Raw genomic sequence first — 22516 nt, 5'->3', positions numbered from 1 at the left:
TTGGGGCGGCGGGATTATCCTGCCGCCCGAACCGTTACGTTCAGGCCCGTTTCAGGCGTATAATCCAGCCGGTTATAGCTGGGTCGCGTGGCGCGGGTGCGCTCGGACAGGGTGCCCGCGCCGATGATACGGATCGGGCCATTTTCGGTTTCAAGGTTCAGGTCGAAGGGGTCATGCACATGGCCTGACAGCACCGCCGTCACCCCCGCGCCCGCCAGTGCCGAGAGCGCCCGCCTCCCGCCGCGCGTCGAACCCGTGCCATGCGTATCGGCATCAACCAGAGGATGATGGCAGGCCGCCAGCTTCAGCCCCTGCGCGCCCTCCAGCAGGCGTAGCGCAGCATTAAGGGCAGGCTGTTTGACATAACCCTTCGACCAGTTGATCCGCCATTGCGCAGGCGTCACCGTGGGCAGCGAGGCCAGCGTGACATCGCCCAGCACCAGATCGGAATGCGCCCGCGCCCGCAAGGCCTCAAAACGGGCAAAGGGGCGGCGCAGGCGGCTCACCATCTCCCAATAATAGGGCATGTCATGATTGCCCGGCTCGATGCTGACCGGAACGCCAAGGCCGAGCAGATAATCCCCCGCCGCGTCAAATTCCCGCACCGTGCCGCGCATGGTCAGGTCGCCGGTACAGATCACCGCGTCGGGCTTCTCCTGCGCCACCTCCTGTCTGAACCAGTCGAGCGCGGCGCGGTCCTCGGCGCCGAAATGGAGGTCGGAGATGTGGAACAGGGTGGTCATGGGGGAGGGGATTAGGGGATTATGATGCGAGGGACTAGTCCCTCGCGCTCCATGACTGTCTGCGTGGGCGCCAAGGATTCGGCGTTTGGGGTCGGACGCAACGTTCGCAATGAAAAAGCCTGCGGCGCCTTTATTTAGCGCCGCAGGCTTTCAATTCGTCGCCCGATCCACATCGCTGCAAACCACGCGCAACCCATTAACGGGATTGCAAAGGGACAAGTCCCTTTGCCCGCCGGAGGCAAAAACCCTTAGGCCAACAACCCCTCAGCCGCGATCTTTTCCTTCCACACATTGGGCGCCAGTTGGTGAACGTTCTTGCCCTCGGAATCGACGGCCACGGTCACGGGCATATCCTCGACGGTGAATTCATAGATCGCTTCCATGCCCAGATCGGCAAAGCCCACGACCTTGGATTCCTTGATCGCGCGGGCGACGAGATAGGCCGCGCCGCCGACCGCCATCAGATAGGCCGATTTGTGGTTGGCGATGGATTCGGTGGCCTTGGGGCCGCGCTCGGCCTTGCCCACGCTGGCCAGCAGGCCGAGGTCGAGCATGAGGTCGGAGAAGCTGTCCATGCGGGTGGCGGTGGTGGGTCCGGCGGGGCCGACGACTTCTTCGCGCACCGGATCGACGGGGCCGACGTAATAGATCACGCGGCCCTTGAAATCGACGGGCAGGGGCTCGCCCTTGGCCAGCATGTCCTTGATCCGCTTGTGGGCGGCATCGCGCCCGGTCAGCATCTTGCCGTTCAAGAGCAGGCGGTCGCCCTGCTTCCAGCTCTGCACTTCCTCGGCGGTCAGCATGTCGAGATTGACCTTCTTGGCCGCTGCATCGGGCGCCCAGTGCACCTTGGGCCATTCGTCCAGCTTGGGGGTTTCCAGATACGAAGGCCCGGACCCGTCCAGCGTGAAGTGGGCATGGCGCGTGGCCGCGCAATTGGGGATCATGGCGACCGGCTTGCCCGCCGCGTGGCAGGGGGCGTCCATGATCTTGACGTCGAGGATCGTGGCCAGACCGCCCAGACCCTGCGCGCCGATGCCCAGCGCGTTGACCTTGTCGAAGATCTCGATGCGCAGCGCTTCCAGATCGTTCTGGGGACCGCGCTGCTTGAGCTGGGCCATGTCGATCTGTTCCATCAACGCCTTCTTGGCCAGCAGCACGCAATGTTCGGCCGTGCCGCCGATGCCGATGCCCAGCATGCCCGGCGGGCACCAGCCCGCGCCCATCTGGGGCAGCATTTCCAGCACCCAGTCGACGATCGAATCGGACGGGTTCATCATCTTGAACTTCGACTTGTTTTCGGACCCGCCGCCCTTGGCCGCCACGTCCACATGGATCTTGCTGCCCTTAACCATATCGACATGGAGAACGCAGGGCGTGTTGTCGCGCGTGTTGCGGCGGGTAAAGGCCGGGTCGGCCAGCACCGAGGCGCGCAGCTTGTTGTCGGGGTTGTTGTACGCCCGGCGCACGCCTTCATCGACCACGTCCTGCAGGCTCATCTCGGATTCCAGGATGCAGTTCTGGCCCCACTTGATGAAGACGTTGACGATGCCGGTGTCCTGACAGATCGGGCGGTGGCCTTCGGCGCACATGCGGCTGTTGGTCAGGATCTGGGCGATGGCGTCCTTGGCGGCGGGGCCCTGTTCGGCCTCATAGGCGTCGCCCAAGGCGCGGATATAGTCCATCGGATGATAGTAGCTGATATATTGCAGCGCATCGGCCACGCTGTCGATCAGATCCTGTTCCTTGATGGTCACCAATTCGGCCATGGGGGCGCTCCTTCGCTCTGGGCCTTTGGCCGCAAGGGAAGGGGGCCAAGGCGCATTCGTATGATCGGTTGGCGCGGTCCATAGGCATGATTGCCCCCCTTCGCCAAGGGTAAAGCGCCCGCAACGACAAAAGTCGGTGCCGATTGTGGTGAAATTGCCCGGATTCCCGTGTCAAAGCGCTTGGCTTTGGCGGGGCGTTTGCCCTAGAAGCGCGCGCGATAGAGAACACAGGTCTGGCCTATTGCATTACTGTGTTATGTATGTAATACGGCCTTGGTCAAGGATTGTGATGGCATGAGCGAAATCCAGTACGCACCCCAAGGCGCCGAGGCAGGCACCGCCCGCCGCGCCATGATCGACAGCCAGCTGCGCACTTGCGGCGTGAATGAGCCGTGGGTGCTCTCGGCTCTGGCCAATGTGGCGCGTGAGGATTACGTGCCCGCCGCCAACCGCGCCGCCGCCTATATCGACCGCGCCGTGCCGCTGGGCAATGGCCGCGCGCTGCCCGCGCCGCTGTTCCACGGCAAGGTGCTGGGCGCCGCCGAACCCACCGCGCAGGACAAGGTTCTGGTCGTGACGGCGGGCAGCGATTACCTCGCCGCCGTGGTCGCGCGCCTTGCGGGCAGCGTGGACAAGGTGGATGCCGCAGACCTCGCCAAGGGCCTGCCCGGCACCGGCTATTCGCTGATCCTGATTGATGGCGCGGCGGGCGAAGTGCCTGCTGTGCTGACCGATGCGCTGGCCGCCGATGGCCGTATCGTGACCGGTCTGGTCGAAAAGAATGTCACGCGTCTGGCGCTGGGCCGCAAGGTGGCGGGCGCTGTGTCCTTCCTCACGCTGGCCGATCTTGGCATCCCCGCGATTGCCGAGCTGGCCGCGCCCAAACACTGGAGTTTCTGATGATCGATGGCCGGGTAACGCGCAAGCTTCTGCTTTTGGGATACCCGGCCATGGTTCTTGTGGCGCCGATCGCTCACGCCGAGGATCTGCGCAGCGCGCTGGCCGCAACCTATGCCGGCAATCCGACCCTGATGGCCGCGCGCGAACAATTGCGCGCCGCCGATGCCGGCGTGCCGCTGGCGCGGGCCGATGGTCTGCCCTCGTTGAACGCGACGGCGACCGAAACCGAATATGTCCGCCAAAATCCGGCCTCGACCACCAATATGCCGCGCATGGTCACGGCGGTCGGCACGCTGTCGGTTCCGCTCTACAGCGGGGGCGGGGTGAAGAACGCGATCCGCGCCGCCGATACGCGGGTGGTGGCCGGGCGCAATGATCTGCGCGCGACCGAGGCCGGCGTGTTTACGCAGGCCGTCACGGCCTATCTGGACGTCATCCGCACCGAGGCCATCGTGCGGCTCAACCGGGCGCAGGTGCAGACGCTCTCGACCAACCTGAAGGCCACCAGCGACAGGTTTCAAATCGGCGATGTGACCAAGACCGACGTGGCGCAATCGCAATCGCGTCTGGCCGTGGCGCAGGGCAATCTGCGCAGCGCCGAGGCCAGTCTGGTGCAGGCACGCGAGACCTATATCCAGATCATCGGCCATGAGGCGGGCGAGTTGACCCCGCCGCCGCCGCTGCCCACGCTGCCGGACACGCCCGATGATGCGGTCGGTCTGGCGCTGGAGGCCAACCCCGATCTGGCCGCCGCGCGCGAGCGCAGCAAGGCGGCGGGCTTTGACAGCGATGTGGCCCGCGCCGTACGCCTGCCCAAGGTCAGCATGATCGCCAATGGCAATTATACCGACTATCTGGGCCAACTGGCGCTGCGCGGCGATTTTCCTTTCCCCATCGCGCAATCGGCGGCCACGGCCGATGTCAGCATCCGCGCGACGATTCCGCTCTATCAGGGCGGACGGCCCAGCGCCCAGATCAAGCAGGCGCAGGCCCGCGAGGGGCAGGCGATCGACACCGAAATCGCCACCGAGCGGCAAGTGATCGCCAATGTGCGCGCCTCTTTTTCAAACTATCGCGCCGCCAATGAGATCATTGCGGCCAGCCAGACGGCGGTCGAGGCGGCCGAACTCTCGCTGCGCGGGGTGAAGGCGGAAAACAGTGTGGGCAATCGCACCGTGCTGGATATTCTTAACGCCGAGCAGGAGTTGGTGAACGCGCAGGTGCAATTGGTCACCGCGCGGCGCAATGCCTATGTCGCGGGCTTCTCGCTGCTGTCGGCCATGGGGCGGGTGTCGGGCAAGGATCTGGGGCTGGATGCGGGCGCGCTCTATGATCCGGAGATCCACTATCGCGAGGCGCGCGGAGAATTAACCGACTGGGGCTTAGACAAGGTGCAAGGCGCGGGCAAGCCCACGCGCACCGTTGACACACCTGCCCAGAACGGTTCAACATTCGGCAATTGAGAGCCGTTTTCGGCAATAATGCGAATTTCAGGGGCACATAGAATGCGCGCACAGGGCGAACCTTCGGTCGAGGAAATCCTTGATTCGATTAAAAAAGTGATCGCGCGCGATAATCGTGGCCCCTCCTTCGCGCCGCGTTTGGGTGTGGCCGACTCGCATGAGGATGACGTCCTCGATCTGGCCGAGTCCGATCAGTATTTTCACGAGGAACAGGCCCCCGCCGCTCCGGCCGCCGACCTGATCAGCGAGCCCGCGATCTCCTCCATGCGCGAATCCCTGGCCGCCCTGGCCATGATGTCGCAGCCCAGCAGCCGCCCCCAGATCGTGCGCAGCGGCGAAACCTCGCTCGAAGGGCTGGTGGCCGATCTGCTCAAGCCCGCGCTGCGCGAATGGCTCGATCAAAACCTGCCCGCGATGGTCGAACGCATGGTCGCCGCCGAAATCGCCAGGATCGTCGGCAAGAAGGGTTGATGGGTTTTGTGATTTGGGAAATCGCCTCCGCGATTTCCCGGCGGCACCGGCCCTCTCCCCCGGCCCTACCACCCATTAAGTGTACCCTGTGGGTGGTAGGGCCGGGGGAGAGGGCCGGTGCCGTAAGCTCCGGGCGGAGGCCCGGAGCGCATCAACACAGAGGCGCTAGCCCTCCCGCCTTTGTGCTGATAGGACAAGGGCATGGCCAAACCTGATCCCGCGCTGCTCGATCCCGCCGGTTACCCGCATATTTGCGAGGTGACGACCCGCTATGCCGATCTGGACCCCAACAACCACATCAACAATGTGGCGATGGCGGCGATCATTGAGGACGCCCGCGTGCGTTTCCATATGGCCAGCGGCTTTGCCAAGGCGATCCCGGCGGGCGCGCAGATCATGGTCGTCTCGCTGACCATCGATTATCTGGCGCAGGCGCATTACCCGCATCCGCTGGTGATCCATTCGGGCCTTGCTTCGGTGGGCGAACGCAGCCTGCGCCTGCGTCATCTGCTGGTCCAGAACGGCCGCCCGGTCGCGCTGGCCGAGGCGGTGGCGGTGCATGTAGTGGGCGGCAAGGCTGTACCTCTGCCCGAGACGCTGCGCGGGACGATCGAGGCGTGGAAATGTCGGTAAAGCCGGGCGAAATCGCGCAGGCCGAGGCCGCGCTGGCCAAGGCCGGGGCCAACGCGCCGGGCGGCGTTCAACGTCACATCTTCCTTTGCGCCGAACCGCAAAAGGGCGAATGCTGCACCCATGCCGTGGGCAGCAAGGCATGGTCCTATCTTAAAAAGCGCGTCAAACAACTGGGCCTGACCGAGGCGGGGGTGATGCGGACCAAGGCCGATTGCCTGCGCGTATGCTTTGCCGGGCCGGTGGCGGTGGTCTATCCCGATGGCGTATGGTACCATTCCTGCACCGAGGAGGTGCTCGAACGCATCCTTCAGGAACACATCATCGGCGGTGTGCCGGTGGAGGATTACCGCCTCAAATCCTGATCGTCCTCCAGCGGGGCGGTGACATCCTCGTCATGACCGCTGCCGCTGGAAAGAAACACCAGCCCCATCAGCGCCGACATCAGCAGCATCGCAAAAGACACGCCGATCGCCACGGCAATGTAGAAATGCGGGCTGACCATGCCCTCCTGCTTGTACAGAACGGTCAGCGCGCCGATCACCGTGGTCATCGTCACCAGAAACATCCAGCGCATGATGCGGCGAAACCGCGCCCATGCGGCGGCGGCCGTGGCCGTGTCGGAAAAGGGAGAGCGCTGGGTCATCGCGCGTCTTCATGCGCCTTTGCCCGCCATGTTTCAAGCGGCCAGAGGCAGCGTTGCCCATGGGTGACAGTTAACGCCCCATGCGCCAAAACCCGCGCAATTCCCCACTTTTCATGGGGGGGTGCCTATGTCATACTCATACAAATAGACAAAAGCCCGCCAAAAGGGGGAGATGGAGGAAACATGTCGATTGCTCGTCTGATCGAAGGCCGCGACGTCAATATCGTTGGCTGCACCGTCTCGATGAAAGTGCGCGATGCCATCGCCTTGCTGGCGGAAAAGAGAATCGGCGCGATTCCCGTGCTCGATGGCCATGCCATCGCCGGCATCTTTTCCGAACGCGACGTGATTTCGCGCCTCAATGAACATGGCCCCGCCCTGTTCGACATGCTGGTCGGTCAGGTGATGACATCGCCCGCCATCACGGTGGACCCGGAAACCTCGGCTCTTGAAGCACTTGGCCTGATGACCCGCCGCCGCATCCGCCATCTGCCGGTGCTGCGCGAAGGGCGGATGGTCGATTTCATCTCGATCGGCGACCTTGTGAAATACCGCATCGACCGCATTCAGGGCGAAGCCGACGCCCTGCGCGATTACATCCAGATGGCCTGACCCCTGCCTTCTGGATTGATGGGTGCGCGCCCGCCTTGCGAGTGGGCGGGCGCGCGCCTACATATAGAGCTATGACTGACACCGCCCCCAGCATCACCCTGAGCCCCTCCGCCGCCGCCCGAGTCGCGTGGATCGCGCAGAAACAGGGCAAACCGGCCATGCTGCGCCTTGCCGTCGAAGGGGGCGGATGCTCGGGCTTCCAGTATCGCTATGGCCTGGCCGAAAGCATCGAGGGCGATGACACAGTCGTCGAAACCGATGGCGTCAAGCTGGTCGTCGATTCGGTAAGCCTCGATCTCGTTTCGGGCTGCGTCGTCGATTATGTCGAGTCGCTGGGCGGGGCGGCGTTCAAGGTCGAAAATCCCAATGCTGTGGCCGGGTGTGGGTGTGGGTCTTCGTTTGCGGTTTGAGGTTTGAGGTTAAGGGTTAAGGGTGCCTCCGGCGGGCAAAGCGCGGGGGCCCTTTGCAATCCCATTAATGGGGTGGCGCAGAATCGGCATCGGAGCGCCATGCGGCGAAGCCGCTTTTAATTCTTGCCTCCGGCGGTAAAGAAGGCTGAGTTTGCCACTGGCACTATCCCGGTCATGGGATTGCAAAGGGACGAGTCCCTTTGCCCGCCGGAGGCAAAATAACTTTCTGCCCCAAGGACGCACCCCACCCATGAAAATCGCCAGCTTCAACATCAACGGCATCAAGGCCCGCCTGCCGCGCCTGCTGGAGTGGCTGGAGGAGACGCAGCCTGACGTTGCCTGCCTTCAGGAAATCAAGACGCAGGACGAGGGTTTTCCGGCCGATGAGTTTGAAAAGATCGGCTATCAGGCGATCTGGCACGGCCAGAAGAGCTTTAACGGCGTGGCGATTCTTGGCCGGGGGGTGATGCCGATCGAGACCCAGCGCGGCCTTGCGGGCGAGCCTGAGGACGAAATGAGCCGCTATATCGAGGCCGAGGTGAGGGGGGTGCGGATCGCGGGCATCTATCTGCCCAATGGCAATCCAATAGCGATTTCGAGCGAGGCGGAGCCGAGCGGCTCGGAAATCGCGACAACAAAAACGCGGGGGCCAAAGTTCGATTACAAATTGCGCTGGATGAAGCGACTGCGCGCGCGCATGGCGGAGCTAAAGGCGCTGGAAATCCCCGCCATCGTCACAGGCGACTTCAACGTCATCCCCACCGACGCCGATATCTGGAACCCCAAGGCGATGGCCGACGATGCGCTGATGCAGCCCGAATCCCGCGATGCCTATCTGCGCCTGCTGCATGACGGCTGGACCGATGCGATTGCCACCCATAACCCCAATGGCGGCGTGTGGACCTATTGGGATTATCAGGCGGGCGCGTGGCAAAAGGACCATGGCTTCCGTATCGACCACGCTTTGCTCTCGCCCGAACTGGCGGATCGGCTGGTAGCCTGCGGAGTGGACAAGGCGCATCGCGGCCGGGAAAAGGCCAGCGACCATGCGCCTGTCTGGGTCGAAATCCGCGACTGATTATTGACCGGGCCCTTATTGACCAGGAGCAGGGGGACCGTGCTGCGCGGCCTCTGCCTTGGCCTTTGCTTCGGCCTCCGCCTGCTTCTGCTTGCGGGCGAAATAGGCCTTTTCCTCGTCCTCGACATCGGACTGGGTGCGGGCGGCCTCATCGTCGATCTTGCCAAGGCGCTTTTCGCGCTCGGCCTCGATCATCTTGGAAAACTGCACATCGCTCGACTGCTTGCGCTCGGCATAGGCGTTCTTGATGAATTGCGAGACGCAGCCCGTCTGCCCGCCTGCGCCCACCGGCGAACAGCTCTGCGCGCCCGATGCGCCCACGCGTTCATAGGCGATCACCTTATTGTTCCATGCCTCATTCTTGGGCCCGCCATTGTTGTCACGGAACGGCTCAGGGATGCGATAGCGTTCGCTCTCGGCCTTGCGGGCGCAAACGGTAATCTCATCGCCCTTGCCCTGCGGACAGGCATCGTCGCCAAAGATGATGACCATATTCACCCGCTCGCCCCCCGGCGCGGTAACCTGCGTGCCGGTGGGTTCGGCTGCAAGCGCGGGAGCAGCCATGCCGACAACGGCAGCCAGCGTGAGAATCGGGCGAAACATGGCAACAGGCTCCTCAATGCGTACATCGGCAATATAGGCTGACCCAGCCCTCAGCGATAGCGGGTGAATGCTAGCTTAAATCAGCCGCCGCCCGCTTGCGCCAAAACAAAATCAGATGCGTTCCGACAGTTTAATGGCAAAACGACACCCCAAACGGATCGCGCCCGAGAGCAGCGGATAGGCCGGTGCGCGCTCGGCCCCGTTGGCAAGCGCGGTGTCGCGGTGCTCGCGCTCATCGTCGCGCGCCTTTTCGATCAGGCCCGCCAGCTCCGGGTCCTCATCGCCCAATTCCGCCAATTGCTCGGTGTAATGCTTGTCGATCTCGGTCTCGATGGCGGCGGTGCAGGCCATGGCCGCCTCCGGCCCGATCAGCGCCGTGGCCGCCCCCAGCGCAAAGCCCGCGACATGCCAGATCGGTTGCAGCACCGTGGGCCGCCCCTGCCGCTCGACGATCAGCCGGTCGAACCATGCGCGGTGGTCCACTTCCTGCGCTTCCATCTCGCGGATCTTGGCCGAATGCGGCCCGCGATCGCCCATCACCGCCAATTGCCCGGCGTAAATCCGCACAGCGCCATATTCGCCCGCCTGATCGACGCGCACCATCCGCTTTACGCGCTCTGAAACCGCCATCTTACCGCTCCTTACGCGCCAGCAGCGCGAAAATCACCAAAGCCGCAGCGCCCGAAATCAGGAAATCATACCCGGCCATCGAAATGCCCATCAGTTTCCACTGCACCACATCGCAGCGGATGACAGGTGCGGCCATGATCGCGGCCAAAGGATCGCCACCGTTGGAAAAACTGACCGTGGTGGCGCATTCGGTCAAACCTTTCCACCAGCCATATTCCACGCCTGCGTGATAGCCGCCAATGGCCGCCGCCGCCGCCAAAGCCAGCCCCGACAGTGCCACGAACAGCTTCTTCACCGGCAGCACCAATGCCGCCACCGCCAGCCCCAGCGCGGCAAAATGGGCATAGCGCTGCCACCAGCACATTTCGCAAGGCACGAGGCCACCAATATACTGAAACCCATAGGCCCCGCCCAGCAGCGCCAACGGCACCGCCAGAGCGACAAGATTGGCCTTACCCAGATTTTTCATCTCACTTGCCCTTTGCCGCCAGCGTCGCCGTGCGGTTGATGGTCTGCAGCGCATACCACAGCTGGAAATCCTTGATGCCCTTCGCGGTCAATTCCTCGGCGGTCATTTTAAAGCGCGGATCGGGCGTGTTGTCCTTCTCCAGCTTTTTGTCATCCACGCCCTTTTCATTGACCAAATGGCGGCGCAGATCGCTCTCGCGCAGGGCCTTTTCGCTGCGCTTGCGCGCGTCGGGGTCGGAAATCTGGGGCACGCGGATGTCGGGCTCGATGCCGCCTTCCTGCACGCTGCGGCCCGAAGGCGTGTAATAGCGCGCTGTGGTCAGCTTGACTGCATGGGCGCTGTCGATGGGGATCATCGTCTGCACGCTGCCCTTGCCAAAGCTGCGCTCGCCCATGATCAGCGCGCGGTGCTGATCCTGCAATGCGCCCGCGACGATTTCCGAGGCGCTGGCCGAACCCGCGTCGATCAGGACGATCACCGGCAAACCCTTGACCAGATCGCCGGGGAAGTAGGTTTCGGCGCGATAGACCGCGTTTTCGCCCGCCTGACGCCCACGCTGCGAAACCACCGTGCCGCCGCTCAGGAACAGGTCGGACAGGGCCACCGCCTCGTCCAGTTCGCCGCCCGGATTCGAACGCAGATCCAGCACCACACCGGTCAGGTGGTTGCCCGAAGCCGCGCGCTGCTTCTGGATCTGTTCAAACACCAGGCGGCCCACATCATGGCTGAATTCATTGACCGTGACGACCGCCACATTGCCTTCCAGCTTGCTCGTCACCGGCTCCAGCGTGATCACCGCGCGGGTCAGCGTCAGGTCAAACGGCTCCTCGCGGCCGGGGCGATAGATGGTCAGCTTGATCTGCGTGCCCGCAGGCCCGCGCATCTTGGCCACGGCATCGTCCAGATCGCCATCCACGATGAACTTGCCGTCGAGATGGGTGATATAGTCGCCCGCCTTGACGCCCGCCTGCTCGGCCGGGCTGCCGCGCATCGGGCTGACCACCTTGACCGCGCCATCCTCCTGCACCACCGAAATGCCAAGACCCGCATAGCCCCCGTCGATCATCGTGCGCAGCCGCTCAAGGCTGGCCCCGTCGAGATAGGAGGAATGGGGATCGAGGCTGGAGAGCATGCCGTCAATCGCGCCCTTGACCAGTTTCTCGTCATCGGTCTGATCGACATAATGCGCCTTGATCAGGCTGTAGACCGTATAAAGCCGGGCAAATTGCGGCGCCACGCGCCCATCGACCGCGGCCAGACCCGCCGTGCCCACCGGCACCATCGCCACCGCCCCCAGCATAAGTCCGGCGCGGGCAAGAGTGGCTAAACGTGAACGCATGGGGGGCCTTTCTGGATATTCGTCGGCAAACCTAGCCCGGTTGGGCGCGGATTGCCAGATGGGCTATGATGCATGTTTCAACGGCTGAGTTGATCCAAAGGGTTCACCGGCTTGCCATCTTTTCGCAATTCCAGCGTGATTTGGGGCCGCCCGCCGCCCGCCGCCCCCAACGGCGATCCGGCCACGACATTGTCGCCCACCTGCGCCGAAATCTGGGCAAGGCCGGTGATCAGGCTGGTAAAGCCGCCGGGATGGTCGATGATGATGATCTGGCCATAGCCGGCAAAGGGCCCGGCAAAGGCGATCCGCCCGCCTGATGGCGCCACCACCTGCGCCTGCGCCCGAACGGACAGGGTGATGCCGCGCGCGGCTGTTCCACGTGAAGCATCGCCAAAGCCGGAAACCAGCCGCCCCGCCACCGGCAGCAGGAAGTCGGGCAGAGCCGTGGGCGTCGGGCTGGGCGAGGGGGCATAGGCGGCCTCGGTCACCATCTGTCCCGCCGCCGGGCGCAGCACCGGGCCAGGCAGTGCCGACAGACGGGCGCGCAAAGCGGCGGCCTGCTCCAGCCCTTGCAGCAATCCGCCCAGATCGCGCGCCTTTTCGCCCAGAGCCAGCGCGCGTTCGGCCTCGCGGCTTGCCCCGCCATTGGCCTCACGCGCGGCCTGCCGCTGGCGGGCCTCCATCACGCCCAGATCGCGGCGGCGAGTGCCCAGTGCGGCAATCTCCTCATGGAGCGCGGTTTCCGCCGCCTTGGCCTGTTCCTGCAAGGCGCGCGCGCGGGCCAACTCGCTGCGCAAGGCGGCGGTGCGGCGCTGGACCTGGGGCAACATGCTTTCCAGCAGGGCACGGGTATGCACACTGTCGGCCAGCGAGCCGGGGCGCAGCAGAGCGACCAGCGGCGGGCGGCGCGACAGGCGCTGCAAGGCCCCGGTCAGTTCCACGAGCGGCTTTTGCCTCTGCGCCAATTGCGCACGCAATTCTCGGCGTTGTTGCTCGATAATCCGAATCTGCGCCTCGTCGGCCACAATCTGCGCCTCGGCCTCCTGAATCCGCGCGGCCAGAGCGGCGGCCTCCTTGGCGGCCTTGTCGGCGGCGGCGGTGGCCTGCTGGGCGTCACGCTCCAGCCTTTCGGCCCGCACGCGTGCCTGGCCCGCCTGCGCCTGCGCGGCGGCCAGATCGCGCCTGGTCTGGGCCGGATTCTGGGCCGGATCATCCAACCCCTGCGCCCCTGCGGCCCCCGCCAGCGCAATCGCCATCAGCAAGACCCCAGCGCGCATCGCTCAATTCGCCCGGTGATACGGATGGCCCGACAGGATCGCGGTGGCCCGCCATAATTGTTCGGCCAGCATCGCCCGCGCCATCAGATGCGGCCATGTCATCGCGCCAAAGGCGATCAGCAGATCCGCCCCTGCGCGCCCTTCATCGCCATGCCCATCGGCCGCGCCGATTTCAAAGCGCACCTCGCGCACGCCATCATCGCGCCAACGGCCCAGCATCGCGGCAAATTCTTCGGAAGAAAGCTGGCGCCCGCGCTCGTCGAGCAAAACGCGGCGGGCAGGGGTGGCAAGGGCGGGAATCGTACCGCCCCGATCCGGCAATTCGGTGTGTTTCACCGGCCAGCTAATCCGCTTCAAATAACGGTCCAGCATGTCTCCTTCGGGCGAGCGGGCAATCCGCCCACGGGCCAGTATATGCAACAGCATCGCGCCGACCCGTCCTTTTGCCGCGCCCCCGAAAAGCCTTGTCAGTCCTGCAAATCAGGCCGCGCCGCTGGGTCCGTCAAAGCCCCACATACGTTCCAGATTGTAGAAGTTGCGCACTTCGGGACGGAACAGATGAACGACAATATCGCCGGCATCGATCAAAACCCAATCCGCCGCGGGCAGACCTTCGATGCGGACATGGCCAAAGCCGCCATGCTTGATGCGCTCGGCCAGATGCTGGGCCATCGCGGCCACCTGACGCGTGGAACGGCCCGATGCGATCACCATATGATCGGCCACCGAGGTCTTGCCTTCCAGCGGGATGGAGACAATTTCCTGCGCCTGATCGTCGTCAAGCGATTGCAGGATCAGCGCATGCAGCGAGCCGGGTTCGGATTCGGGCAGCGTTGAAACGGGTTTCGCCGCCGGGATGGCGGGCGAAGGGGTGATAGGATCAGGCATGTAAGTCAGAATAACTCCTCTCTGGTGGCAGGCCCGATCCGGCTGGAGACGGGGTGCCAGAATGATCAATGTGGAACGCTTTAGGCCGCTTCGCGCCGCATCATGCCCGTCCCCACGGGGCAATTTTGCGGCGTGTCAGGCCATCCCGCAGCGATGGTGCGATTGCCCCCTGCGCCCACGCCGGATTGGCCTGCCGGATGGCGGTGGCCGAACGGGGATCGGGGTCAAAACGCAACAGCACCAGCCTTGGCGCGCTCCATCCAGCCGGCTTTTTCAAACTGGCCGCAGGCCGCCGGAATCGGCCCAGCCAGGCCATCGCCGGACTGGCAACAGCGCGGCTATCATAGCCCGGACGCGCCACAACCGCAATCGGCATAGCGCGGGCGATATCGCGCCAGCGCCGCCAGCGATGAAATTGCGCCAAATTGTCGGCGCCCATGATCCACGTGAAACATTTCGTGGGCCAGCGGCGGCGAATCCGCGCCAAAGTATCAACAGTATAGCGCGTGCCCAACTCGCGCTCGATGGCCGAGACGCGGATCGGAGCCCGCCGCGCCTGCGCCCGCGCCGAGGCCACACGCGCGGAAAGGGGGGCCATACCCGCCTGCGGCTTCAACGGATTTCCCGGAGACACCAGCCACCACACCTCATCCAGCCCCAGCGCGGCAAGCGTCATGAGGCTGATGCGGCGATGGCCCCCATGGGCGGGATTGAAGCTCCCGCCCATAAGGCCGATGCGATGCGCAGGCGTTTTCAGGGGCGAACCTGCCCGGTTCCGCGCACCTGCCATTTATAGGTGGTCAGCCCTTCCAGAGCGACCGGGCCGCGCGCGTGCAGACGCCCGGTGGCAATGCCGATTTCCGCGCCCAGACCGAATTCGCCGCCATCGGCAAATTGCGTGCTGGCGTTGACCATGACGATCGCGCTGTCCACACGCTGGAGGAATTCCTCGGCGGCGGCAGCGTCAGCCGTAATGATCGCGTCGGTGTGATGGCTGGAATGGCGGGCGATATGGTCAATCGCCGCCTCCAACCCGTCAACCACGGCCACCGAGAGGATCGCGTCGAGATATTCAGTATCCCAATCGGCCTCGCTGGCGGGCAGGATTCGGGGATCGAGCGCACGGGCGCGGGCATCGCCGCGCAATTCACAGCCCTTGTCGAGCAGCGCCTGAACCACCGCGACCGAGCCGGGGAAGGAAGCATCGAGCAGCAGCGTTTCCATCGAGCCGCAAATGCCGGTGCGGCGCATCTTCGCATTGACTGCGATGGACAGCGCCATGTCGGGATCGGCGCTGCTGTGAACATAGGTGTGGCAGATGCCGTCCAGATGGGCCAGCACGGGGACGCGCGCGTCATCCTGCACCCGCTGCACCAGCGACTTGCCCCCGCGCGGCACGATCATGTCGATCAGCCCCGCCGCCGTCAGCATCGCACCCACTGCGGCGCGGTCCTGCGTAGGCATCAATTGCACCGCCGCCTCGGGCACGCCCGCACTGACCAGACCCTGCACCATCGCGGCATGGATCGCGCGATTGGAATGCACCGCCTCGCTGCCCCCGCGCAGCAGCGCGGCATTGCCCGAACCGATGCAGAGCGCAGCGGCATCCGCCGTCACATTGGGGCGGCTTTCATAAATAATGCCGATCAGGCCAACCGGCACCCGCACCCGCGCCAGAACGAGGCCATTGGGCCGCTCATCCTGCGAAATCACCTCGCCCACGGGATCGGGCAGGCCGGCCACCGCCGCCACCGCATCGGCAATCCCGGTCAGACGGCCCTCGTCCAGCTTCAACCGGTCCAGCATCGCGCCCGACAGGCCGCGCGCCGCGCCCGCCGCCATATCCTTGGCATTGGCCTCCAGAATCGCCGGGGCCGCCGCGCGCAGAGCCTCCGCCGCCGCCAGCAACGCGGCTGCCTTTTGCGGGGTGGTCATCCGGGCCAGCGCAATCTGCGCCGCACGGCCTGCCTTGGCCAGACGCGCCACCAGCGCTTCGGGCGTTTCGGTTTGGGCGGATTCAAGAGTTTGCGTATCAGACATGCGCGGCCCTTTAACAGACTTGCGGCGCCCTGTCAGTATCAGCCTTTGCGCCGCTTTTTCAACGTGGCCAGCAGCGCCCGTTTGGCGCCATCCGACATGGTGGGCCATGCCGCAATTTCATCCCCGCTGCGCCAGCATCCCGCGCAAAGCCCCCGCGCCGGATGGATGCGGCACACGCCATTGCAGGGGGAGGCGGGGGATTTCATGGCCGCGCCCATACAGAAAAACCCCCCGTCGGCAAGGACGGAGGGCTTTTTCGGCGTCATTCCCGAAGGATCAACGATAGAAGATATGGTTCTCGATCTGCGCCACGCGGACCTTGTCCTGCCAGCGCGATCCCAGACGGGCGGCGTGGAAGAACAATGCGCCTTCCGCGCTCGACTTCCAACGGTTGTCATGCGCGATATGGGCAATGGCCAGGGCATTCTGCCACTTGCGCGATTCGGTCTTGATCGCGGGCATGTGGTGGCCATGGATAAAGGAGAACTGCGAAGGCTGATACACCACGCCGCAATAGGACGTGGGGAAACGGCCCGAACGGGTGCGGTTGACGATCACGCGGCCAACGGCAAGCTGGCCATCGAGCGGTTCATTACCGGCTTCAAAATAGATCGCGCCGGCCAGACAATTGATGTCCTGCGACGTTTCCGAGGCGGCGGCTTCCGGCTCTGCGGCGACAAGGTCGGCGAGCGAAGCGGGCGCCTGGGGCGCGGGGATCAGGGCGTTGGACGAGTCCTGCTCGTTGAACACACTGAGAGAGGGTTGCAGTTGGACCGACGACAGGGTCTTGTCCTGTGCGGCCGCGCCCGAACCGGCGGCGCTGTACAGCAGAATAAGAAAACCAGCGGCAACCGAGGCCAGACTGGCGCGTTTCAGAAAGAGAGCCATAAACAATTTCAAATGGGCGGTGAACAGCCTGTCGCAAGGGTGAAGCAGGGTCTTTGGCCATTGCTGGCGCCGAAACTGCCCGACCGCTTGCCGGATGTCCCCCGTCTGCGCGCTTGCCTTTCCGGTGTGACTACCGGACAGACCGCCCTCGCAAGATTAGGTGTCGCGCGCGGTGCCGGACATGGGGTGCCGGGTCAATCAGTCATCTGCCGTTAATCCGATGAACCGTTCACCGCGCGCGATGTCCAGTTCAACAATCCACAGATCATTGTCCTGATCGCTGCGTTTTTTCAGCCATTGCGGGAACTCATCGGGCGATTCGGCGTTATTGCGCCTTGCGCATTGCCAGATGCGGTGGCCCTCGGCGCTGGGCATCCGCTCATAGGCGCGATACTCTCCGCCCCGGTCGCACAAAACCACCATCACCGTGCCTGCGTCAGGATCGCCGCGCGCGATGATCGTGCCAAAGCCGCCCTCGGCCTGAACCTGGCGCAAAAGGGCGGAAACCTCTATTCCTGCGGGCAGGCGCTCGCTCAATGCCCTGCTTAACCGGCGCGGTCGGCAACATTGGCGATCAGCGCATAAATCGCCTCATCGCCCGGCGCTTCCATCAGGGCCGCATGCATCTTGTCATCGCGCATCAGGCGCGAGATGGCCGCCAGCGCATGGAGATGCACCACGCCCGCCGCCTCGGGGCTGAGCAGGCCGAACACCAATTCGACCGGCATATCATCGGCCGCCTCGAACGCCACAGGTGCCGACAGGCGCAAAAACACCGCCACCGGCTTTTCCACCAGCGGCACGCGGGCATGGGGAATCGCCACCCCGCGCCCGAAACCGGTGCTGCCCAGATTTTCGCGTTCAAGGATGCGGTCAAGCACCTGCGCCCGATCAAGCCCGTAAACCGCCGCAAAGCGGTCGGCCAGGCAATCGAGAACAGCCGACTTGCTATCGACTTTTACCGTACTGACGGCATCAGGCAGGAGCGTGAACAGCGCGGTCATCGCCAAAATTCGTTTAAGCCTTCTCTCCCGCGTGCCAGAAGCCAAGCGGGGTCGGCGGGGCCGATAGCGGGTTTTATCGAAACAAGCAAAGAGGTTTGGTTCATCAGCTGTCCGCCTTGACCAAACGCCTCCTTGCCAGTGGTCAAAAACACACCACGGCCCGCGCCAAAGGCACCGGGCCGTGGAGCGCGTTAACGTTTGTCAGGACGGTTCGACCCAGCCGATCGACCCATCACCGCGCCGGTAAACCATATTATGCTTGCCGGTGCCAGCGTTTTTGAACAGCAACGCATTGGTGTTGCGCAGGTCGAGCATCATCACCGCGTCCGAAACAGTGGTCTCGGGCACGTCCACACGCAGCTCGGCAATCACCAGCGGCGCCTCGACGGGGGCTTCTTCCTGCTCGATCTCGGGCTCGACGAAAATCGTATAGGCCGCTTCTTCGGAACGCACCGAATGGGCCGCCTGCTCCTGCCGCGCGCTCAACCGGCGCTTGTAGCGGCGAAGCTGGGTTTCCACCTTGTCCGATGCCTGGTCAAAGGCATGGTGGGCATCGTGGCTGAGGCCGGCGCCCTTCAGGATCAGGCCCTGGCGCACATGCATGACGATGTCGCTGCGGAATGAACCGCCCGGGGCCTTGCTGAAGGTGACAACCGAAGACAGCGCCCGCGCGAAATATTTGTCGATGATCGCCGCCAGGCGCTCCTCAACATGCACGCGCAGTGCATCGCCAGTTTCCATTTGATGACCGGAAACGCGAACGTCCATGGTTGTTACTCCTCTTGTTGTTATCTCTTGATAGTCACTGAAGCCAGAGCGGCTCCTTGATCGATTTCAAAAACGCGCCGTGAGCGTCCAGTTCCTCCTGGCTGGCGGCATGGGGGCGGGCCTCGCGCAGGGGTCGCGTGCGTGGCGCCTGCGTGTGGGTTTGCACTACTGTGTCAGTAATAACAACGCTTTGCGCTGCCAGTTCCATACCAATCTGGCGTCCGCCCAGCAATTCGACATAGACCTGCGCCAGCAGTTCGGTGTCGAGCAAGGCGCCGTGCTTGGTACGGTGGCTGCGATCGATGCCATAGCGGGTGCAAAGCGCATCGAGCGAGTTTTTCGCGCCGGGATGTTTCTGACGTGCGATCTTGACCGTATCGACCATGCGGTCAAGGCTGACCGGCTCGAAACCAGCGGCGGTCAGCTCGGCATTGATAAAGCCGAAGTCGAACCCGGCATTATGCGCCACCATCGGCGCATCGCCGATAAAATCGAGGAATTCCTGCGCCTTTTCCGCAAAGAGCGGCTTGTCCGCCAAAAAGGCTTCGGACAGGCCGTGGACCCGTTCGGCCTCGGCGGGCATGTCGCGCTGGGGGTTGAAATAGGCGTGATAGGTGGCCCCGGTGGCCACGCGATTGACCATTTCGACACAGCCAATTTCCACCAGCCGATCGCCGTTTTTGGGGTCCAGACCTGTGGTTTCGGTGTCGAAGATAATCTCACGCATTGTGATATCTATCCTCCTCGAAACCGGGCTGCACAAGCAAAATTCGCATGCAGGCCAGATTAGGCAGCGTTTCCGTCCAAATGATTAATCCGCTCTAACACTTTTGCCAGAGCCGCGCGGGTTTCCTCCATCGAAGTGCCTGTATCCAAAACATAATCGGCACGCGCACGTTTTTCCGCATCGGGCATTTGCATGGCCAGAATGGCGGCAAATTTTTCCTCGGTCATGCCCGGCCGGGCCATGACTCGTGCCTTTTGCACCGGGGCAGGGGCCGATACCACGATCACCGCATCCATTCCCCCGCGCCCGGTGCGCTCAAACAGCAAGGGAATGTCAAAAACCACCATCGGCGAGTCGCAATGTTGCGCAAGGAATTGCTCGCGCGCAATCGCCACCGCTGGATGCACAATCGCCTCCAGCCGCTCCAGCGCTTGCGGATTGCCAAACACCGCGGCGCCCAATCGGGCCCGGTCCACGCCATCAGCGCCGGTGGTGCCGGGAAATTCCGCCTCAATGGCGGGCAGCAAGGCCCCGCCCGGCCCTTGGAGCGCGCGCACCGTGGCATCGGCGTCAAACACCGGTACGCCCGCCTCGCGCAGCATCGCGGCCACGGTCGATTTGCCCATGCCGATCGAGCCGGTGAGGCCGATGATCTTCATGCCGTCAAAATCGCGCGCAGCGTCAGATCGCCGCGCTCACGCGCAGGGTCCGCGCCAAAGAAGTGCTCAAAGGCAATCCCGGCCTGACCGATCAGCATCGACAGCCCGTCGATGCAGCGCATCCCCTCGGCCCGCGCCGCGGCCAGCAGCGGCGTTTCGAGCGGGGCGGTCACGATATCATAGACAATCGCCGCAGGCCGCCCATGGCGCAGGTCCAGCGCCAGCGGCGGATTGCCCACCATGCCCAGCGGGCTGGCATTGACGATCATGCCGAATTCGCCATCGCCGCCATCGGCAAAATCATCCATCACCGCCGCGCGATGGCGCGGGCCATAGGGCGTGGCGGGCGCCAGTTCATCGAGCAATTCCTGAGCCTTGCCCGCATCGCGCGCGGCCAGTGTGATAGCCATCCCCGCGTCGGCCAGCGCTACAACAATCGCCCGCGCCGCGCCGCCCGCCCCCATCACCAGCGCATTTTCCGGCGCCAGTTCATCGCGCAGCACCGGCAGCAAAGGTTCGATAAAGCCGGGCGCATCGGTGTTGAAACCGATCAAGCGCCCATCGGCCGCCACCGCCACCGTGTTGACCGCGCCAATCCGCGACGCCAGCGGGTCCAGCCCGTCGAGCAGCGGGATGATCGTCTCCTTGTGCGGCATGGTGACATTGCAGCCGCGCCACAAAGGCTCAGCCCGGCGCGCAGCCATGTAGGCGGGCAGATCACCGGGCAGCACATGGGCGCGGCCATAATCGGCCTCCAGCCCCAGCCGTTCGAGCCAATGGCCATGGATCGCGGGCGATTTGGATTGAGCAATGGGATCGCCGATCACTTCGGCAAAGGGCCGCGTGGGCGCTGTCATCTCGGTCACTTCAAGCCTCTCAACGCCCCCAGCACCGCCAAGAGCGGCATGCCCAGCACCGTAAAATGGCTGCCCTCGATGCTGTCGAACAATTGCACGCCGCGCGCCTCGATGCGGAACACCCCGACACAAGCGGCCACTTCGGGCCATTCGGCGTCCAGATAGGCGGAAATAAAGCCCTCGTCGAGCGGGCGGACCGACAGGCGCGCGCATTCGGCATGGGCCCACACCACCGCCCCATTGCGGGCCAGCGCGGCGGCGGAATGCAGCTCCATCACGCGCCCCGAAAAGAAGCGCAAATGCTCGGCGGCATCCTCCCGGCTTGCGGGTTTGTCGAAACGGCGGCCATCGACCACCACGAGGGAATCGCTGCCCAGCACCAGCGCGCCGGGCGCAGCCGGGCAAACCGCCAGCGCCTTGGCCCGCGCCAGCGCGAGCGCGACTTCATCGGGCGCGGCGCCCGACAGGCTGGCCTCCAGCGCGCGCTCGTCGATGCGCGCGGGGATCGCGCGATGGGCCACGCCGGCAGCATCGAGCATTGCCCGGCGCGATGCGCTCTGGCTGGCAAGAACAAGGTCAGGGAAAGTCATCAGATCGGCTTGGCTCCGGATTGATTGTCCTGGCCCGTCTGTCGCTCCTTGATCAGATTGATGATCGCGGCGGCGGTTTCCTCGATCGAGCGGCGGGTGACGTCGATCACCGGCCAGCCATTATCGGCAAACATGCGGCGGGCAAATTGCAGTTCGGCGCCCACGCGATCATTGTCGACATAGGCGGTGTCGGGCGACTGATTAAGCGTGAGCAGGCGGTTGCGGCGAACCTGGATCAGACGCTCGGGCGCGGTGGTCAGACCGACCACCAGCGGGCGCTTGAGATCATAGAGCAGGCGCGGCGGCGGGCTTTCGACCACCACCGGGATATTGGCGACCTTGAACCCGCGATTGGCCAGATAGATGCTGGTGGGCGTTTTGGACGTGCGCGAGACGCCCGCCAGCACGATATCGGCCTCTTCCCAATCCTCCCACGCCACGCCGTCATCATGGGCGATGGTGAACTGGATCGCCTCGACGCGGGCGAAATAGGCTGCGTCCAGCGTGTGCTGGCGGCCGGGGCGGCCCTTGGCCTCCTGACCCAGCGCGGCCTCGAGCGAGTCAATCACCGCATCGAGCGCAGGCACCGCGGGCAGACCCAAAGTACGACAGCGATCCTCCAATGCCTTGCGGATATCGTGGCTGACCATGGTATAAACCACCAGACCGGGGTTGGCAGCGATATCGCCGATGATACGATCCAGATGCGCTTGCGAGCGCACCATCGGCCAGAAGTGGCGCACGACATCGGTATCGTCGAATTGCGAGAGCGCGGCCTTGGCGATCATTTCCAGCGTTTCGCCGGTGGAATCCGAGAGCAAATGGAGATGGAGCCGCGTCATTCGTGAATATACCTGAACCCGTGTCGCCTTGTGGATAAGCCTGCCCATAAACCACGGCAAAGGTCTGGTGACAATCTCGGGTATAGGTTTGATCCCCGATAGGAGGAATCCTTTGCGCGACTTGTGGACATGTGCATAGGGTTACCCACAGGCTGGGGATAAGGGGGAAAAGGAATCCTTGACCCTGACTCTCGGGGAGTCGCAAAGCGCCTT

Annotated in this window: 30 protein-coding genes; 8 read left to right on the top strand and 22 right to left on the bottom strand. The window is 64.0% G+C overall.

All coding sequences use genetic code 11. The features are described 5' to 3' along the window. Positions 1–14 precede the first annotated feature (14 nt). Positions 15–743, bottom strand: a complete 729-nt coding sequence (locus PQ467_RS01450; RefSeq protein ID WP_274174798.1) for a metallophosphoesterase family protein — start codon at positions 741–743, stop codon at positions 15–17. Positions 744–991: 248 nt separating this feature from the next. Next, positions 992–2512, bottom strand: coding sequence for a fumarate hydratase (locus PQ467_RS01445; RefSeq protein ID WP_274174797.1), 1521 nt, complete (start codon positions 2510–2512; stop codon positions 992–994). 294 nt (positions 2513–2806) lie between these two features. Here PQ467_RS01445 and PQ467_RS01440 point away from each other — a divergent pair, with 294 nt between their 5' ends. The 5 genes from PQ467_RS01440 to PQ467_RS01420 all read left to right on the top strand — a co-directional run bounded on the left by PQ467_RS01440 (position 2807) and on the right by PQ467_RS01420 (position 6341). After that, positions 2807–3412, top strand: coding sequence for a protein-L-isoaspartate O-methyltransferase family protein (locus PQ467_RS01440; protein WP_274174796.1), 606 nt, complete (start codon positions 2807–2809; stop codon positions 3410–3412). 50 nt (positions 3413–3462) lie between these two features. Next, positions 3463–4875 (top strand): TolC family outer membrane protein, encoded by a 1413-nt coding sequence (locus PQ467_RS01435; protein WP_274174795.1) that lies wholly within the window; start codon positions 3463–3465, stop codon positions 4873–4875. A 42-nt stretch (positions 4876–4917) separates the two neighbouring features. Beyond that, a complete protein-coding gene (locus PQ467_RS01430) occupies positions 4918–5346 on the top strand; it encodes a DUF2497 domain-containing protein (protein ID WP_274174794.1) in 429 nt (142 codons plus the stop codon). Positions 5347–5547: 201 nt separating this feature from the next. Next, complete coding sequence (locus tag PQ467_RS01425) at positions 5548–5979, top strand: acyl-CoA thioesterase (protein WP_274174793.1); 432 nt, start codon at positions 5548–5550, stop codon at positions 5977–5979. After that, entirely contained in the window at positions 5970–6341 is a 372-nt protein-coding gene (locus PQ467_RS01420) for a (2Fe-2S) ferredoxin domain-containing protein (protein WP_274176062.1), read from the top strand. Before PQ467_RS01425 ends, PQ467_RS01420 begins: the two co-directional genes overlap by 10 nt. Here the strand turns inward: PQ467_RS01420 and PQ467_RS01415 are convergent. Then, on the bottom strand, positions 6323–6622 hold the full coding sequence (locus PQ467_RS01415) for a hypothetical protein (protein WP_274174792.1): 300 nt from the start codon (positions 6620–6622) through the stop codon (positions 6323–6325). The genes PQ467_RS01420 and PQ467_RS01415 overlap by 19 nt on opposite strands. Before the next feature lie 183 nt (positions 6623–6805). Here PQ467_RS01415 and PQ467_RS01410 point away from each other — a divergent pair, with 183 nt between their 5' ends. The 3 genes from PQ467_RS01410 (at position 6806) to xth (ending at position 8722) form a co-directional block, all read left to right on the top strand. Further along, positions 6806–7234 (top strand): CBS domain-containing protein, encoded by a 429-nt coding sequence (locus PQ467_RS01410; protein WP_274174791.1) that lies wholly within the window; start codon positions 6806–6808, stop codon positions 7232–7234. 71 nt (positions 7235–7305) lie between these two features. Continuing rightward, the gene (gene erpA, locus PQ467_RS01405; RefSeq protein ID WP_274174790.1) at positions 7306–7644 is read left to right on the top strand and encodes an iron-sulfur cluster insertion protein ErpA; all 339 of its coding nucleotides are present in this window, start codon (positions 7306–7308) and stop codon (positions 7642–7644) included. A 250-nt stretch (positions 7645–7894) separates the two neighbouring features. After that, a complete protein-coding gene (gene xth, locus PQ467_RS01400; RefSeq protein WP_274174789.1) occupies positions 7895–8722 on the top strand; it encodes an exodeoxyribonuclease III in 828 nt (275 codons plus the stop codon). 15 nt (positions 8723–8737) lie between these two features. On the opposite strand, the gene PQ467_RS01395 is transcribed toward xth, so the two are convergent. From PQ467_RS01395 to PQ467_RS01305, 19 genes are all read right to left on the bottom strand, one after another. Continuing rightward, positions 8738–9325 carry a hypothetical protein gene (locus tag PQ467_RS01395; RefSeq protein WP_274174788.1) on the bottom strand — a complete coding sequence of 196 codons (588 nt, stop codon included), beginning with the start codon at positions 9323–9325 and terminating at the stop codon, positions 8738–8740. A gap of 111 nt (positions 9326–9436) precedes the next feature. Next, positions 9437–9955, bottom strand: coding sequence for a demethoxyubiquinone hydroxylase family protein (locus PQ467_RS01390; protein WP_274174787.1), 519 nt, complete (start codon positions 9953–9955; stop codon positions 9437–9439). 1 nt (position 9956) lies between these two features. After that, positions 9957–10424, bottom strand: coding sequence for a disulfide bond formation protein B (locus tag PQ467_RS01385; RefSeq protein WP_274174786.1), 468 nt, complete (start codon positions 10422–10424; stop codon positions 9957–9959). A 1-nt stretch (position 10425) separates the two neighbouring features. Continuing rightward, positions 10426–11763: a S41 family peptidase gene (locus PQ467_RS01380; RefSeq protein WP_274174785.1), complete on the bottom strand. Its 1338-nt coding sequence runs from the start codon at positions 11761–11763 to the stop codon at positions 10426–10428. Between the two features lie 77 nt (positions 11764–11840). Further along, positions 11841–13040, bottom strand: a complete 1200-nt coding sequence (locus PQ467_RS01375; RefSeq protein WP_274174784.1) for a murein hydrolase activator EnvC family protein — start codon at positions 13038–13040, stop codon at positions 11841–11843. 3 nt (positions 13041–13043) lie between these two features. After that, on the bottom strand, positions 13044–13466 hold the full coding sequence (locus PQ467_RS01370; protein ID WP_273617782.1) for a 23S rRNA (pseudouridine(1915)-N(3))-methyltransferase RlmH: 423 nt from the start codon (positions 13464–13466) through the stop codon (positions 13044–13046). A gap of 54 nt (positions 13467–13520) precedes the next feature. Then, on the bottom strand, positions 13521–13928 hold the full coding sequence (rsfS, locus tag PQ467_RS01365; protein ID WP_274174783.1) for a ribosome silencing factor: 408 nt from the start codon (positions 13926–13928) through the stop codon (positions 13521–13523). A 100-nt stretch (positions 13929–14028) separates the two neighbouring features. Next, on the bottom strand, positions 14029–14718 hold the full coding sequence (locus PQ467_RS01360) for a nicotinate-nucleotide adenylyltransferase (protein ID WP_274174782.1): 690 nt from the start codon (positions 14716–14718) through the stop codon (positions 14029–14031). Beyond that, on the bottom strand, positions 14682–15968 hold the full coding sequence (locus tag PQ467_RS01355; protein ID WP_274174781.1) for a glutamate-5-semialdehyde dehydrogenase: 1287 nt from the start codon (positions 15966–15968) through the stop codon (positions 14682–14684). The genes PQ467_RS01360 and PQ467_RS01355 overlap by 37 nt, the downstream gene beginning before the upstream one ends. A gap of 38 nt (positions 15969–16006) precedes the next feature. Next, positions 16007–16174: a DUF1289 domain-containing protein gene (locus tag PQ467_RS01350; protein WP_274174780.1), complete on the bottom strand. Its 168-nt coding sequence runs from the start codon at positions 16172–16174 to the stop codon at positions 16007–16009. A 70-nt stretch (positions 16175–16244) separates the two neighbouring features. Then, complete coding sequence (locus PQ467_RS01345; protein ID WP_274174779.1) at positions 16245–16856, bottom strand: cell wall hydrolase; 612 nt, start codon at positions 16854–16856, stop codon at positions 16245–16247. A gap of 198 nt (positions 16857–17054) precedes the next feature. Further along, positions 17055–17393, bottom strand: a complete 339-nt coding sequence (locus tag PQ467_RS01340) for a DUF1491 family protein (protein WP_274174778.1) — start codon at positions 17391–17393, stop codon at positions 17055–17057. 8 nt (positions 17394–17401) lie between these two features. Continuing rightward, on the bottom strand, positions 17402–17860 hold the full coding sequence (locus tag PQ467_RS01335) for a PTS sugar transporter subunit IIA (protein ID WP_274174777.1): 459 nt from the start codon (positions 17858–17860) through the stop codon (positions 17402–17404). A 201-nt stretch (positions 17861–18061) separates the two neighbouring features. After that, positions 18062–18601 carry a ribosome hibernation-promoting factor, HPF/YfiA family gene (gene hpf / locus PQ467_RS01330; protein ID WP_443192969.1) on the bottom strand — a complete coding sequence of 180 codons (540 nt, stop codon included), beginning with the start codon at positions 18599–18601 and terminating at the stop codon, positions 18062–18064. Positions 18602–18662: 61 nt separating this feature from the next. After that, positions 18663–19355 carry a DNA polymerase III subunit epsilon gene (gene dnaQ / locus PQ467_RS01325; RefSeq protein ID WP_274174775.1) on the bottom strand — a complete coding sequence of 231 codons (693 nt, stop codon included), beginning with the start codon at positions 19353–19355 and terminating at the stop codon, positions 18663–18665. A 59-nt stretch (positions 19356–19414) separates the two neighbouring features. Continuing rightward, positions 19415–20014, bottom strand: coding sequence for a dephospho-CoA kinase (gene coaE / locus PQ467_RS01320; protein WP_274174774.1), 600 nt, complete (start codon positions 20012–20014; stop codon positions 19415–19417). Beyond that, positions 20011–20871, bottom strand: a complete 861-nt coding sequence (gene aroE, locus PQ467_RS01315) for a shikimate dehydrogenase (RefSeq protein WP_274176061.1) — start codon at positions 20869–20871, stop codon at positions 20011–20013. Before aroE ends, coaE begins: the two co-directional genes overlap by 4 nt. A gap of 5 nt (positions 20872–20876) precedes the next feature. Further along, positions 20877–21461: a Maf family protein gene (locus PQ467_RS01310; RefSeq protein ID WP_274174773.1), complete on the bottom strand. Its 585-nt coding sequence runs from the start codon at positions 21459–21461 to the stop codon at positions 20877–20879. Continuing rightward, positions 21461–22303: a pyruvate, water dikinase regulatory protein gene (locus tag PQ467_RS01305; RefSeq protein WP_274174772.1), complete on the bottom strand. Its 843-nt coding sequence runs from the start codon at positions 22301–22303 to the stop codon at positions 21461–21463. The genes PQ467_RS01310 and PQ467_RS01305 overlap by 1 nt, the downstream gene beginning before the upstream one ends. Between the last annotated feature and the right edge of the window lie 213 nt (positions 22304–22516).

The sequence above is a fragment of the Novosphingobium sp. KACC 22771 genome (genome assembly GCF_028736195.1).
GTDB lineage: Bacteria > Pseudomonadota > Alphaproteobacteria > Sphingomonadales > Sphingomonadaceae > Novosphingobium.
This window is presented reverse-complemented; position numbering and strand designations above follow the sequence as displayed.

Coding starts and splice junctions, on each gene's coding strand:
- PQ467_RS01450 (WP_274174798.1), bottom strand. CDS start 743: ATGACCACCCTGTTCCACATCTCCGACCTCCATTTCGGCGCCGAGGAC.
- PQ467_RS01445 (WP_274174797.1), bottom strand. CDS start 2,512: ATGGCCGAATTGGTGACCATCAAGGAACAGGATCTGATCGACAGCGTG.
- PQ467_RS01440 (WP_274174796.1), top strand. CDS start 2,807: ATGAGCGAAATCCAGTACGCACCCCAAGGCGCCGAGGCAGGCACCGCC.
- PQ467_RS01435 (WP_274174795.1), top strand. CDS start 3,463: ATGGTTCTTGTGGCGCCGATCGCTCACGCCGAGGATCTGCGCAGCGCG.
- PQ467_RS01430 (WP_274174794.1), top strand. CDS start 4,918: ATGCGCGCACAGGGCGAACCTTCGGTCGAGGAAATCCTTGATTCGATT.
- PQ467_RS01425 (WP_274174793.1), top strand. CDS start 5,548: ATGGCCAAACCTGATCCCGCGCTGCTCGATCCCGCCGGTTACCCGCAT.
- PQ467_RS01420 (WP_274176062.1), top strand. CDS start 5,970: ATGTCGGTAAAGCCGGGCGAAATCGCGCAGGCCGAGGCCGCGCTGGCC.
- PQ467_RS01415 (WP_274174792.1), bottom strand. CDS start 6,622: ATGACCCAGCGCTCTCCCTTTTCCGACACGGCCACGGCCGCCGCCGCA.
- PQ467_RS01410 (WP_274174791.1), top strand. CDS start 6,806: ATGTCGATTGCTCGTCTGATCGAAGGCCGCGACGTCAATATCGTTGGC.
- erpA (WP_274174790.1), top strand. CDS start 7,306: ATGACTGACACCGCCCCCAGCATCACCCTGAGCCCCTCCGCCGCCGCC.
- xth (WP_274174789.1), top strand. CDS start 7,895: ATGAAAATCGCCAGCTTCAACATCAACGGCATCAAGGCCCGCCTGCCG.
- PQ467_RS01395 (WP_274174788.1), bottom strand. CDS start 9,325: ATGTTTCGCCCGATTCTCACGCTGGCTGCCGTTGTCGGCATGGCTGCT.
- PQ467_RS01390 (WP_274174787.1), bottom strand. CDS start 9,955: ATGGCGGTTTCAGAGCGCGTAAAGCGGATGGTGCGCGTCGATCAGGCG.
- PQ467_RS01385 (WP_274174786.1), bottom strand. CDS start 10,424: ATGAAAAATCTGGGTAAGGCCAATCTTGTCGCTCTGGCGGTGCCGTTG.
- PQ467_RS01380 (WP_274174785.1), bottom strand. CDS start 11,763: ATGCGTTCACGTTTAGCCACTCTTGCCCGCGCCGGACTTATGCTGGGG.
- PQ467_RS01375 (WP_274174784.1), bottom strand. CDS start 13,040: ATGCGCGCTGGGGTCTTGCTGATGGCGATTGCGCTGGCGGGGGCCGCA.
- PQ467_RS01370 (WP_273617782.1), bottom strand. CDS start 13,466: ATGCTGTTGCATATACTGGCCCGTGGGCGGATTGCCCGCTCGCCCGAA.
- rsfS (WP_274174783.1), bottom strand. CDS start 13,928: ATGCCTGATCCTATCACCCCTTCGCCCGCCATCCCGGCGGCGAAACCC.
- PQ467_RS01360 (WP_274174782.1), bottom strand. CDS start 14,718: ATGGCAGGTGCGCGGAACCGGGCAGGTTCGCCCCTGAAAACGCCTGCG.
- PQ467_RS01355 (WP_274174781.1), bottom strand. CDS start 15,968: ATGTCTGATACGCAAACTCTTGAATCCGCCCAAACCGAAACGCCCGAA.
- PQ467_RS01350 (WP_274174780.1), bottom strand. CDS start 16,174: ATGAAATCCCCCGCCTCCCCCTGCAATGGCGTGTGCCGCATCCATCCG.
- PQ467_RS01345 (WP_274174779.1), bottom strand. CDS start 16,856: ATGGCTCTCTTTCTGAAACGCGCCAGTCTGGCCTCGGTTGCCGCTGGT.
- PQ467_RS01335 (WP_274174777.1), bottom strand. CDS start 17,860: ATGACCGCGCTGTTCACGCTCCTGCCTGATGCCGTCAGTACGGTAAAA.
- hpf (WP_443192969.1), bottom strand. CDS start 18,601: ATGGAAACTGGCGATGCACTGCGCGTGCATGTTGAGGAGCGCCTGGCG.
- dnaQ (WP_274174775.1), bottom strand. CDS start 19,355: ATGCGTGAGATTATCTTCGACACCGAAACCACAGGTCTGGACCCCAAA.
- coaE (WP_274174774.1), bottom strand. CDS start 20,014: ATGAAGATCATCGGCCTCACCGGCTCGATCGGCATGGGCAAATCGACC.
- aroE (WP_274176061.1), bottom strand. CDS start 20,871: ATGACAGCGCCCACGCGGCCCTTTGCCGAAGTGATCGGCGATCCCATT.
- PQ467_RS01310 (WP_274174773.1), bottom strand. CDS start 21,461: ATGACTTTCCCTGACCTTGTTCTTGCCAGCCAGAGCGCATCGCGCCGG.
- PQ467_RS01305 (WP_274174772.1), bottom strand. CDS start 22,303: ATGACGCGGCTCCATCTCCATTTGCTCTCGGATTCCACCGGCGAAACG.